The 12,066-nt window shown below is 60.4% G+C and carries 13 protein-coding genes; 11 read left to right on the top strand and 2 right to left on the bottom strand.

Going from position 1 to position 12,066, the window contains the following annotated elements; translation table 11 throughout:
- Positions 1 to 72 precede the first annotated feature (72 nt).
- Positions 73 to 483, top strand: a complete 411-nt coding sequence (locus JNM28_09525; GenBank protein MBL8068676.1) for a hypothetical protein — start codon at positions 73 to 75, stop codon at positions 481 to 483.
- A gap of 4 nt (positions 484 to 487) precedes the next feature.
- On the opposite strand, the gene JNM28_09520 is transcribed toward JNM28_09525, so the two are convergent.
- Positions 488 to 1,243, bottom strand: coding sequence for a TatD family hydrolase (locus JNM28_09520; protein ID MBL8068675.1), 756 nt, complete (start codon positions 1,241 to 1,243; stop codon positions 488 to 490).
- 93 nt (positions 1,244 to 1,336) lie between these two features.
- On the opposite strand from JNM28_09520, the gene JNM28_09515 reads away from it, so the two are divergent.
- From JNM28_09515 to JNM28_09495, 5 genes are read left to right on the top strand one after another with little or no spacing between them, the layout of a single operon-like run.
- On the top strand, positions 1,337 to 1,951 hold the full coding sequence (locus JNM28_09515; GenBank protein ID MBL8068674.1) for a hypothetical protein: 615 nt from the start codon (positions 1,337 to 1,339) through the stop codon (positions 1,949 to 1,951).
- A 3-nt stretch (positions 1,952 to 1,954) separates the two neighbouring features.
- Positions 1,955 to 3,229: a flotillin family protein gene (locus JNM28_09510; GenBank protein MBL8068673.1), complete on the top strand. Its 1,275-nt coding sequence runs from the start codon at positions 1,955 to 1,957 to the stop codon at positions 3,227 to 3,229.
- Positions 3,230 to 3,273: 44 nt separating this feature from the next.
- The gene (locus tag JNM28_09505; protein ID MBL8068672.1) at positions 3,274 to 4,542 is read left to right on the top strand and encodes a flotillin family protein; all 1,269 of its coding nucleotides are present in this window, start codon (positions 3,274 to 3,276) and stop codon (positions 4,540 to 4,542) included.
- 49 nt (positions 4,543 to 4,591) lie between these two features.
- Positions 4,592 to 5,266, top strand: coding sequence for a hypothetical protein (locus JNM28_09500; protein ID MBL8068671.1), 675 nt, complete (start codon positions 4,592 to 4,594; stop codon positions 5,264 to 5,266).
- A 34-nt stretch (positions 5,267 to 5,300) separates the two neighbouring features.
- Positions 5,301 to 6,353, top strand: a complete 1,053-nt coding sequence (locus JNM28_09495) for a dipeptide epimerase (GenBank protein MBL8068670.1) — start codon at positions 5,301 to 5,303, stop codon at positions 6,351 to 6,353.
- On the opposite strand, the gene JNM28_09490 is transcribed toward JNM28_09495, so the two are convergent.
- A complete protein-coding gene (locus JNM28_09490; GenBank protein ID MBL8068669.1) occupies positions 6,347 to 7,216 on the bottom strand; it encodes an ATP phosphoribosyltransferase in 870 nt (289 codons plus the stop codon). The two genes, JNM28_09495 and JNM28_09490, sit on opposite strands and share 7 nt — an antisense overlap.
- 85 nt (positions 7,217 to 7,301) lie before the next feature.
- On the opposite strand from JNM28_09490, the gene JNM28_09485 reads away from it, so the two are divergent.
- From JNM28_09485 to JNM28_09465, 5 genes are all read left to right on the top strand, one after another.
- Positions 7,302 to 8,963, top strand: a complete 1,662-nt coding sequence (locus tag JNM28_09485) for a hypothetical protein (GenBank protein MBL8068668.1) — start codon at positions 7,302 to 7,304, stop codon at positions 8,961 to 8,963.
- A gap of 42 nt (positions 8,964 to 9,005) precedes the next feature.
- Positions 9,006 to 9,239, top strand: a complete 234-nt coding sequence (gene purS, locus JNM28_09480) for a phosphoribosylformylglycinamidine synthase subunit PurS (GenBank protein ID MBL8068667.1) — start codon at positions 9,006 to 9,008, stop codon at positions 9,237 to 9,239.
- Complete coding sequence (gene purQ, locus JNM28_09475; GenBank protein MBL8068666.1) at positions 9,236 to 9,925, top strand: phosphoribosylformylglycinamidine synthase subunit PurQ; 690 nt, start codon at positions 9,236 to 9,238, stop codon at positions 9,923 to 9,925. Before purS ends, purQ begins: the two co-directional genes overlap by 4 nt.
- 39 nt (positions 9,926 to 9,964) lie before the next feature.
- A complete protein-coding gene (locus JNM28_09470; protein MBL8068665.1) occupies positions 9,965 to 10,777 on the top strand; it encodes a C40 family peptidase in 813 nt (270 codons plus the stop codon).
- Positions 10,778 to 10,852: 75 nt separating this feature from the next.
- The gene (locus tag JNM28_09465) at positions 10,853 to 12,028 is read left to right on the top strand and encodes an ATP-binding protein (GenBank protein MBL8068664.1); all 1,176 of its coding nucleotides are present in this window, start codon (positions 10,853 to 10,855) and stop codon (positions 12,026 to 12,028) included.
- Positions 12,029 to 12,066: the final 38 nt, after the last annotated feature.

Raw genomic sequence — 12,066 nt, 5'->3', positions numbered from 1 at the left:
GCAGATGCGTCACAATAGGGGTAGCGTCCGGGATCAGGCCCATGGCGGGCCGGCTTGGAGCGTCTAAAAGTTATGGCATCGGGCGTACTGGTGGGAGCCTTGAAATGGTTGGTGTTGCCGGCGGCAATGGCGGCCGTGGGCTATTACGTCATCGGCCCTAAGATCGGGGGAAATGCCTATTTGGAAAGCCAGGCCGCAACGGCTAAGCAAGCGATCCTTCCCAAGAGCGTGCCGGATTCCCCTCCCGATGATGCCGAGCAGGGCAAATTCTCTAAGGTGAAGATCGACGTCAACGTCACGCCGGACGACCGGAGCAAGCCGGATTCCAAGACTGAGAAGAAGAAGCCGAAGTATTTTTCGCCCGATGCAGGGAAAAGTTATGACGAGATCCCGGAACAGGCTCCCAAGCCCGGCGGGGACGAACTGCCTGTGACCCCGGATGCCGCGCCCCCTGCGGGAACCGGCGACAACGGTTGGCACTAGGGGGTCAGATCCCAAAAAACCGGGCGGCGTTCGCATCGGTGACTTTTTCGACTTCGCTGGCCGGGCATCCCAGCGCATCGGCGACGCCTTGGCAGATGTGCCCCAAATGTTTCGGGTGGTTGGGTTTGCCGCGGAACGGCACGGGTGAAAGCCAGGGTGCATCGGTTTCCAATACCAGCTTGTCCAAGCCGATGTGCCGCAAAATCGCCCGCAAGTCGTCAGCCTTTTTGTAGGTCACCGGCCCATCGACCCCGAACAGGCATCCCAGCGCAACGGCCCGGTCAGCGTCGTTTTTGTCCCCGGCAAAGCAATGCAAAAGGTAAGGGCCCGCACCGCGCCTCTCCAGGGCGTCGAGGAGAGCCGGGTAGGCGTTGCGGCAGTGGAAGACGATCGGCTTGCCCAGTTCGGCGGCCAGGTCGAGGTGGTCGGCCAGGCAGTCGTCCTGCTGTTTTCGGGACGCATTGTCCCAATAAAAGTCGTAACCGATTTCGCCGATAGCAACGCATTTGGGGTGGCTGGCCAAATCGCGGATCGTTTGCAAGTCTTCGGGCTTGTACCGGTCTGCCGACGTGGGGTGCCAACCGACGGTGGCAAAGACTCCTTCGGCCACACTGGCGATCTCGACCGCCAACCGGCTGGATTCGGAATCAACTCCGACAACGACCAATCGGCCGACCCCTGCTTCCATGGCTTCGGCGGCTGCGGCGACAGGGTTCGGGAACGCCTCGGGGTCATTCAAATGGCAATGGGTATCGGTCACGGCGGAAGTAAGTTACACTCGGGGTCTGGCAAGCCGTTGGGCACTGCAGCCCCGCAGCCGGCTAATCCGTAAGAGAGAGAAAGGTTCGCAAACATGCTGGCGCTTTATGTTGTGACGGGGGTGGTCGGGCTCGGCCTGATCATCCTTTCCGCGTTGGGTGCCTTGGGCGGTTCAGATGTCGATCACGATGCCCACTTCGAAATCGGGGGACACCACGAATTCGATGCTAGCCCCGAAGCTCCGCACGGCATTGACCACGACCATGGCCTCGACCACGGCGGGTCAGATTTTTGGCTTCCGTTTTTCAGCCTCCGGTTCTGGACTTACCTGCTGGGTGGATTTGGCGGCTTTGGGATTTTGCTAACGGTGATCGGCCTGAACCAAGAGCCGTTGCGTGTGGTTGCCTCGTCTTGCGTGGGCTTGGTTTCTGGCCTTGGTGCAGCCATCGCCATGCGATATTTCCAAACCCACCGCATGGATAGTTCGATTTCAGAAAAGGACTATCTGGGGGCTTCGGCTCGGGTCACGGTGGCACCGTCACCGGGATCTCCCGGTAAAGTCCGGTTGGTGGTTAAAGACGAGACCATCGATATGCTCGCCCTCCCGTTGGAGGGCCAGGCAATCGCCGCCGGGGATCAAGTCGTGGTGGTGTCCGTGGATGGCACGGTTGTAACCGTGGCTAATGCCGACCAGTATATGGACAGTTAGACAATGCAAGAGTTCAGCCAAATCGTATTCGGGGCCGCGTTGGGGGCGGGGGCGTTCCTGGCCATGCTCATCGCCTTCGCGATCGCCGTGAGGTCGTTCCTCAAGATCGCCCCCCCCAATGAAGTCCTGGTGATCACCGGTGGCCGGGGGATGCAGGGCCAGGGCTACAAGGTCATTTTTGGTGGCAAAGGGTGGGCTTTCCCGCCATTCCAACAGGTTCAGAAAATGAGCCTGAACACGATGGAGGTTCCGATTTCGGTTCGCAACGCCTATTCCAGTGGGGGGATCGCCATGAATGTCGAGGCGATTGCCAACATCAAAATCACGAGCGACCCCAAGTACGTCAACAACGCGATCGAAAGGTTTTTGGATCGCGACATCAACGAAATCCGCCGTGTTGGCAAGGAAACGCTCGAAGGCCACCTCCGGGGCGTCGTTGCCAGCTTGACTCCAGAGCAGGTGAACGAAGACCGGTTGGCGTTTGCCGAAAAGCTCACCCAAGAGACCGAAGAAGACCTGGTCAAGCTCGGGCTCCACTTGGACACGTTGAAAATCCTACACGTCAGCGACGAAGTCGGCTATTTGGATGCCACGGGCCGCAAAGCCATTGCCAATATCGTCCGGGCTGCCGAAATCGCCGAATCCGATGCCCGGCGGGGCGCCTCCCAATCCGAGTCGGAGAACATGGGCCGGGCCAAAGTCACGCAGGCCAATGTCGACACCGCGCTGGTTCAACTCCAGAACGAGCTCCGGAAAATCCGGGCCGAGCTGGATTCCACCGTGAAATCAGAAGAAGAACGGACCACCGCCGCCGCCCGCGAAGCCCGCGCCAAAGCCGAACAGGAGCTCCAAGCAATCCGCGCCGAGTTGGAAGGGATCCGGCTGATGGCTGACCGCGTGTTGCCCGCCGAAGCCAACAAGGTGGCCGAGGAATTCCGGGCCCGCGGTGAGGCCGCTATCATCCGCGAGCGGGGGGCTGCCGTCAGCCAAGCCCTGGAACTCATGCATGAAGCCTGGAAAGAAGCCGGGCCAAATGCCATGCAAATCAGCTTGATCGAAAACCTCGAATCCATCCTGGCGACCGCTTGCCGGGGCGTGCAAAAAGTCAAGATCGACGGACTCAGCGTCATCGATTCCGGCGACGGTTCGACGCTCAAAAACTACATCGCCGCCTATCCGGGAATGTTGGATGCGGTGTTCGATGCGGTCGATAAGACGGTGGGGATCAACATCCCCAAAACCATTGCGGGAGACTCGGCTCAAGGGGGCAAGGCGTGACGGTCTTCCTGTTGGTCGGTGCGGTCGTCGGGTTTTTGGGCACGATGACGGCGCTATTCATCCTGAGCCTCAAATCGCTCCTTTACATTTGCCAGCCCAACGAAGTTTTGGTTTTCACGGGCAAAAACCGGTCATCTGCCGGGCGGATGCTGCCCTACCGGATTGTGAAAGGTGGTCGGGATTTCCGGCGACCGTTCGTAGAACGGGTCGACAAGATCGACCTGACGAACATGATCATCGATTTGGAGGCCCGCAACGCCTATACCAAGGGCGGCATCCCGATCTCGTTGACCGGTATTGCCAACGTCAAGGTGGCGGGGCACGAGCCGATGCTCAACAACGCCATCGAGAGGTTCCTTGGCAAAGCGCGCAATGAGATCATCGCCATTGCCAAAGCCACACTGGAAGGCTCACTTCGAGGCGTCCTCAGCACCATGACTCCCGAGCAGCTCAACGAGGATCGCAATCTTTTTGCCGAGCGTCTGGTTGCCGAAGTCGAGCAAGATATGACCGCCCTCGGCTTGGTGGTGGACACCCTGAAGATCCAAAACATCACCGATGACGTGAAATACCTGGATAGCATCGGCCGGATCAGGAACGCCGAGCTCCTCAGTTCGGCCCGGGTCGCGGAAGCCATCGCCCACGCCGATGCTGATGTCAATGCGGCAGAAAACTTCCAACGCGAGACCGAAGCCAAAATCACCGCTGAAATATCGGTGGCAAAGGCCGAAGCGGAAAAGCAATTGGCCGACGCCAAATCCCGCCGGGCCGCGGTCGTTGCCGAAGAACAAGCCCAGGTTGCCCAACAGGTCGCCAAAGCCAAGGCCGAGCTTGAAGTTCAAAGGGCCCGGATCGAGCAGGTCAGGCGGCAGCTGGAAGCGGACGTGATTGCCCCGGCCAAAGCGGAGTGCGAATCGATGGAGCAAAACGCTAAGGCCCAGGTTGCGCCGATCATCGAAGACGGCAAAGCCCGCGCTGAAGCCCTCCGCCGGTTGAGCAAAAGCTGGACCGAAGCGGGGGATCAAGCCCGGGACATCTTTGTCTTGCAAAAGATCGAACCGATCATCAGCCAACTCACGGACACGATCGGCGACACCCACATCCAAAAGGTCACGGTGATCGATTCGCCAGCGGGGGCTTCCGGCGGGTTCGACCCCCGGCGGTTCATCGCCCTGAACGAACAGGTCAAAGAGCTTTTTGGAATCGACCTGGTTGAAAAGTTTGGATCTTTGGGAACGGGCTCCCGCCCGGTTGAGGTCACGGTCCAATCGCCGGCTCCGGCCCCAGTGGCTCCTCCCCCGCCGGCACCCTAGTGGGAGGGGGGCCGGAACCACCGGGGGCTAAGGACGTCAAATCCTTAAGATGATAATCATCCGTACCTTTTTGATGGCAAGCGTGTTCGTCGGCTTGGCCGGTTGCACCGTGGCTCCCTTGATTCCAGCCCGGGAGGCTTCGCCCGGCGTCCCAGGCGAAACCGCAGTCCGGGTCAACCCCCTCTCGCCGCTCATCCGCAAAGGGGCCTATTACGAAGGGCCGTACGGAAGCCGCTACAAGTTCACAGATGGCGGGGCCACCTATGAAACCGTCGTCCCCGCTCCGGGGCCGTACGCGGTCTCGGTGGGGGACACGTCTGGATGGATGGGGACGAGGGTGGTCTTCAAGGATTCGTCCGGGGGGTTTTTCTATGTGGACGGCAACTTTGCCAGCGATGACTTCGTGTTGTTCGAATCTCAGCCAGTCGATCAGCTGAACCAGGTTGGCGTGGAAACCTGGTCGGATTCCGACGGGCGGATCCATGCCGGTGCAGAAGCTATCAAATCTGCCCGGATCGCCATGACCGGCGAGCTTCTAGAGATCTTGACTTCGGCGGCGGTGGAATGCACCGAAAGCACCGTCAGCGTTTCTTGGTCAGAAGGCGATCCCACGCTTTTTGAAGCCACGGGTTGCGATGCGACGGCCGAGCGGATGAGGATTGAAGACGACGGATTGCGCTTGGTCAGCATCAAAAACGATTCGGTCCAATACATCCTCAAGTAGCGGGTAACTGGGGTGGCTCGGCCACAATCCAGAAATGGCGATCACGTTCCGGACTTTTGCCGTCGATGTCCCCAAGCTCTTCCCGCTCACCATCAGCCGAGGGACGAGCGGCACAACGCGCAACTTGTTCGTGGTGGCCGCACAGGACGGGGTGGAAGGAATTGGGGAGGGGGCACCGGCGACGGGGCTTGCCGCCGACTTCGCTGACACGGCTGGCCAGACCCTGTCCCCCCTGTTCGAAATGGCCCAATCCGCAGAACCGGCCGAGATCTGGGCAGAAGGCCACCGGAGGGGGATCGAGCCGACTGCCTTGGCGGCCCTGGATTGCGCTCTCTATGACCTGGCCGCCAAACGGGCGAAGATGCCGCTGTACCGTTTCCTCGGGTTACCGCTGCCGACCGCGCCGACCAGCGTGACCATTGGGATCGAACCGGTGGCGGTTGTTTTAGAGCGCGTTCCCAAAATCCTGGCCATGACCCAAGGCCGCGCCTTAAAAGTCAAGCTCGGCAGCCCCGCCGGCCGCGCGCACGATAAAGAGATTTGGGATGCCGCCCGCGAAGCGGCAGAACCCTTTGGCGTCGCGATGAGGGCCGACGCCAATGGTGGGTGGACAGCCCAGGAGTCTTTGGACATGGCCGAGTGGTTGAACGGGCGGGGCTGCGAATACATCGAACAACCCCTCGTGAAAGGAGCCGAAGACCAGTTGCCCGACGTGTTCCGTTCTTCGGCTCTACCGATCTACTTGGATGAAAGCATCCGAAGTTCAACCGATGTCGACCGGTTTGGTGACCGGTGCCACGGGGTCAATCTCAAGTTAATGAAGTCCGGCGGAATCAGCGACGGGCTCGCCATCCTGCAAAAAGCCCGGGCGCTCAACCTTGGGACGATGATCGGCTGCATGTGCGAGACCGCGGTCGGCATTGCCCAATCGGCGGCGGTCAGCGGACTTTGCGATTACGTGGATTTAGACACGCACTTCAACCACGACCCGGAACCCGGGGCCGGGGTTGGCTTTTCCGATGGGGTTGTGATGCCCCGGGAAGTTCCGGGGCACGGAGGCTATTTGTTGCCCGGCTTTGCTCAATAGACCACTTTGTTGAGGGGGTATTCGACCAAGCCGGTCGCTCCCGCCCGCTTGAGCCGGGGGATCAAGTCGCGCGAATCATGCTCGCTCAGGATGACTTCCATAGCCACCCAGCCGGGGTCGGCCAGCGGGGAGATCGTTGGGTTTTGCAAGCTCGGCAGAATCGCGTGGACCTGGCTTTGGGCGTCGACGGGGACGTTCATTTTGAGTCCAACCAGGCGGCTGGCATTCATGGCTCCATCCAACAGAATCGCCAGGTTTTCCAACTTTTCGCGTTTGCTTTCGTCGGCCCACGCTTCCCGGTTGGCAACGAACCGGGTTGTGGAGGTCAGGAGGGTTTCGACGATGCGCAAGTTGTGGGCCCGCAAGCTGGAACCGGTCTCGGTGTTGACGACGATGGCTTCGACCAAGTCGGGGACTTTGACTTCGCAGGCCCCCCAGCTGAACTCGACCCGAACATCCACCCCCCGCTCCGCAAAAAACCTTTGGGTAAGGCGCATGTATTCGGTGGCGACGGTTTTTCCCTTGAGGTCTTCAGCCTGTTCATAGGGGCTGTCTTTGTGAACGGCTAACACGACCCGGATGGGGTTCGACGTAAGTTTGCTGTAGCAGAGCTCGGAGATTTCGTGCAGGTCGGCCCCGCAGTCCGAAATCCAGTCGTGGCCCGTGAGCCCGGCATCAATCAGCCCGTCTTCTAAGTACCGGGGGATTTCTTGGGGGCGCAGGAGCACGGGTTCGATTTCTGGGTCGTCGATCACCGGATGGTAGCTGCGGCTGGCCACTTTCACGTCGTACCCCGCCCTTTGGAACAGGGCGAAGGTGGCGTCTTGCAGGCTGCCCTTAGGAAGGCCGAGTCGCAGTTTCATCTCCCTATGGATACCGCACCGGGTTTAGGCGTCCCGGTCTACACGGGGCAAAGCGACCTGCCAACAATGACCTTTGGCGGAGCTTATGGATCGTGTCTCTTTTGCGCGGGTCGGCGCGGTCTTGGCGTCGGCGGACCCCTATTCGGCCTGGTATGGCGAACTTTTGCGCCAAACCGGCCTGGTCTGCGAAATCGGCAGCGAATCCATCCTGGACGACCCGTCGGAATATGATGTTTTGATCCTGTGTGGGCAAGGCAAACTCACCGGGGAACAGCGCAAGGGCCTGGCCGAATGGCTTGCCAAAGATGGGCGGCACGTGGTGGTCACCGGCGGCTTTTGGCACGGGGAATACCTTTTCGACATCGCGGCGACCGGCCACAAGTATTGCCGCTGCCACCTCTGCGCCCCGGAGGCCGTTTCGGTTTTGGCGGAGGATTGCTTTGGCGGCCTGTTCTTTGGCGGGGAGCAAGCAAAAAAGCTCCCGGGCGAAGTTTTGGCGTTGGATTCCCACGGCAACCCTTTGGTGTCAGCGGGCTCCAAGGTCAGCGTGTTTGCCCCGCATGCGGGCATGACCGGGGCCTTGATGGCGATGGGCCGGGGCGTCAGCACCGATCTGGTCGGCCCGTGCGACGGGAGTTGTTACACCCAAGATGGGGTCTTGCGGGCCGAAGATGGCACCGTATTCCTCTGGTCGGATCGGGCGCAGCCGGGAGAGGGTTTGGATCCAGCCTTCCTGACCCCCCACTTGGATATGCTCCGCGAACAGTTCCTGCGGTTGGTGTTGGCCGGGATCGGGCGAACAGGATTAGCCCCCGCCTTGGTGTGGCATCTGCCGGAAAACCACAACGTGGCTTGCACGGTCGATGTGGAATGCGACAGCAGCCTGATCGACCACATCAAAACGTCGGCGGCCTTGATTGCCCGGTTTGGTTTGCGGGCCGCATGGATGGTTCCCCCTCCCGGCCTTCCTTTGGATGTTTACCGGACGTTCAAATCTTGGGGCCACGACATTGGCCACCTCTATAAACCCGAAAAGCACGACGCGTCCACACGCCAGGTCAAGGTTCAAAACACGGCGCTGACCCGGGGGGTCGGCAGCGAACTCAAAGTGATGAAAGGGTGGGATGGCGCCTGGTTTGGGCTGACCCGCATGTACGCCTTGGCCGAAGAAACGGGTGCCGTCGCCATGCTGAGCAAGGGGGGTCGCCAGCCGGGCACGGCCGGTTTCCTGTTCGGCACAGGGCGGCCGTTTGTCCCGGTGACCCACGATGCGAAGTTCCAAGTGGTCGAAATCCCGGCGGTTTCGTTTGCGCCGGGTTGGGTGACCCCGTTCCAAACCACGATGTATCTGGCTCAGAGGATCCAGCGGTTCAACGGGACATTCCGTTTCGACTTCTTGACCTCCCACGCTGCGGAGTCACGGTTCGAGTTGAACCTGCCCCAGATGTTGCGGGGGCTGATCGAATTGGGCTACAAGGCGTTCAGCCCGTCGGAGCTCGCCAAATTCGAGCTGGCCCGCCGCCGCCTGTCTTACCGGGTCGATCGCGGGCAACTGACCCTGAAGTGCGGCGACTCGGTGCGCGGGTTGACCTTGTTGGTTGGCGCGGATGCGCCGATGCGGGTCCGGGGCCACCAAGCCCACCCGGCGCGGTGCGAACGGTACGGCCGGGAGTGGGCGGCCATCGTCTTCGATTTGGATGCCCGATTGCCGATTGAGGTTGAAGCCGACCCCCGCGCCGTTGCCTGAACTGGCCCTGGCCGCTGGGCCTTGGTCTGCCACAATCCGGACATGGTCACGGTCCGTGTGAACATCACTCTCAAGCCCTCGCTCCTCGATTCTGCGGGCCGCACCGTGGCCAAGTCGCTCCGGGATCTGGAGTTCGGCGAAGTGGGGGGGGCCCGGATTGGCAAAACGGTGACATTGGAGCTTGAGCGCTATGATGAATCCCGCGTCCGCGCCATGTGCGAGCGGCTCCTGGCCAATCCGGTCATCGAAGACTATTCGATCGAGGTTGTGCCGTGAAGATCGCGGTGGTGCAGTTTCCTGGTTCCAATTGCGACCAGGATGCGCTGTGGAGCCTTCGCGAAGACTTGGGCGTGCAGTCCGAATACGTCTGGCATGGGGAATCGAGCCTAGCCGGATTCGACGGCGTGTTCATCCCCGGAGGGTTTACCTATGGCGATTATCTGCGGTGTGGGGCCATCGCCGCCCGGTCGCCGGTGATGGCCGCCGTCCAGGAATTTGCTTCCGCTGGGCGGCCGGTGTTGGGGGTTTGCAACGGGTTCCAAATCCTTTGCGAAGCCGGGATCTTGCCGGGGGCGCTGATGCCCAACTTGGGCGAGCGATTTGTTTGCGCAACCGTACACCTGGCGGCGGCCCAACACACCTCCCCTTGGACTGCCGGGGTTGAGGGGGTGCTGCCCATCCCGATCGCTCACGGAGAGGGCCGATATTTGGCTGATGACACCGTTTTGAACCGGCTGGAAGGCGAGGGCTTGGTGGCATTCCGCTATTGCAGCGAATCTGGGGCCGTAGAAGAATTGGCGAATCCAAACGGTTCAGCGCGGAACATCGCGGGGATCGTCAACCCGGCGGGGAATGTGCTCGGCATGATGCCGCACCCAGAGCGGGCCACCCGTAAAATTCTGGGTTCTCAGCCGGGACTACCGATCATTGCGGGGTTTTTGCGCGTCTTGGCAACGGTGTAGGGCTCTTCACCAGCCAGAAAAGGACCATAATCAAAAGCAATGCTCGACCAGATCCGAAAAAATGTTAGGCTGATCGGGATCGTGACGGCTTTGGCCGTTGCGCCTCTTGCCGGTGCCCAAGCCAAAGCCAACGACGGCTCTGCGCCCGCCGGTTCCGATATGGTCAAGGTGGGGCGGCTGGGCCAATCCATCAAAGAATCCAAAATCTACTCGAACATGAGCACGGGCTCCACCAAACTTTGGAGCTTGAAGGCGTACCAATATCTGGTCATCAACGACACCAAGTACGAAAAATGGCTCGCAGTGCTGCTGCAAAACGGTCGGACCGGTTACGTCCTGCGTGAAACGGTTGCCGAACTGCCCTATGATGTCGAGATCCCCAAGGATTACCAGTTCAGCCGCAATGGCACCCAGATGAGCAGCCGGGGCGGGGCAAGGACATCTGGAACCGCCGTGAGCAACCCCAAAGACAAGCAGGAAATGCTCCAGTACAGCTATAAGTTCATTGGGACAAAATACGTTTGGGGCGGGAACAGCCTGACCAACGGGATCGACTGCAGTGGATTCGTGCAACAGCTTTTTGGGAAGATCGGCGTCGACCTGCCGCGGACCGCGGCCGAACAGGCCAAAGTCGGGCAACCGGTGGAACGGTTAGAGGATCTGCAACCCGGCGACCGGCTCTATTTTTGGGATAAGAAACGCGGGAAGATTGGCCACACGGGCATATTTTTGGGCTACTTCCAAGATGGCGGGGCCTACTTCATCCACAGCAGCACCAACAACCACGGTGTGGACACCGACGACCTGCGGAGCAAACACTGGCTCGACATGTTGGTCGCCGCCCGGCGCTGAGGGTTACACGTCGCGGTGAAAAATCCACCGCTGGGTGGTGGATTTTTCTCTGTTTTGAGGTAAGTTTATGAAAGCATGGATGCATACGTCGGCCGTGGGATTGCGGCAAAATTCCAAGAGGCGCTCGCCGACACCCCCGTCCTCGTCGTCCAAGGGCCACGCCAAGCGGGCAAAAGCACACTCGTCCAAAAGGTGTGCCGGTTACCCTATGTGACCTTGGATGATTCCCTGGCCTTGTCGGCGGCCGTTTCCAACCCGGAAGGTTGGCTCCGCACATTCCCCGATGGTGTCGTGATCGACGAGGTGCAGCGCGCGCCCCAACTCATGCGCAGCATCAAAAAGGTGGTCGACGCAGATCGCCGCCCGGGCCGGTTCGTTTTGACTGGTTCGGCCAATGTGATGCTGCTGCCTAAACTCAGCGATTCGCTTGCCGGCAGGATGGAGGTGTTCACTCTATTTCCGTTTGCCCAATCGGAGCTTGCCAACCAACCCAAGGCATTTGTGGATCGGTGGCTGTCGGGCTCATTGGCGCCCGGAGCCGACCGGATGGTGGAATCTGGCGGGTTCCCGGAACCCGTTGCGCGCGCCAGCGCATCCCGGCGGAACGCCTGGTTTTCATCATACATTCGCGCCCTGATGGATCGGGACGTGCGCGATTTGGCGCAGATCGAGGGGTTGCACAGCTTGCCCAACCTCTTGCAGGTTCTGGCCCGCAACCCCTATTCGGTGCAAAACATCACCCAGCTCAGCCGGGACACCGGGATTCCGGCAACCAGCTTGACCCGCTATCTCGGCCTGTTGCAAGCGGTCTACCTGGTTCACCCGGTGCCTGCGTGGTCGGCCCTGCACGGGGGCAAGGCGGCCAAAACCGCCCGACTGGCTTTTGTGGACACGGGCATTTGGCATCACCTCTCGGGCCGAGCCATGGATCAAGATGCCTGGGCGCAGTTCGTGGCCATGGAATTGGTCAAAGAATCAGGTTGGTCTGATATGCCCTATGAAGTAATGCACTTCCGGTCCACCCGGCACCATTCGGTGCCCATTGTGGTGGCTTTGGGGGATGGTCGGATACTGGGTTTGACCGTCCTGGGGCATGGCGATCCCACCCCGGCCGATTTTGAGGCGCTGAGATACTTGCGGGAAGTGAGCGGCCAGGCACTGACCCACGGGTTGGTATTGCATCAGGGCGTCAATTCTGGGACTGTGGACGAATGGCTGGGTCACGGCCCGGTCTCGACCGTGTGGGCCTGATCAAAAAAAGTCCCCGACGAAGCCCAATGAGAGGTTTT

The organism is Armatimonadota bacterium (assembly GCA_016789105.1).
Classification (GTDB): domain Bacteria; phylum Armatimonadota; class Fimbriimonadia; order Fimbriimonadales; family Fimbriimonadaceae; genus UphvI-Ar2.
This window is presented reverse-complemented; position numbering and strand designations above follow the sequence as displayed.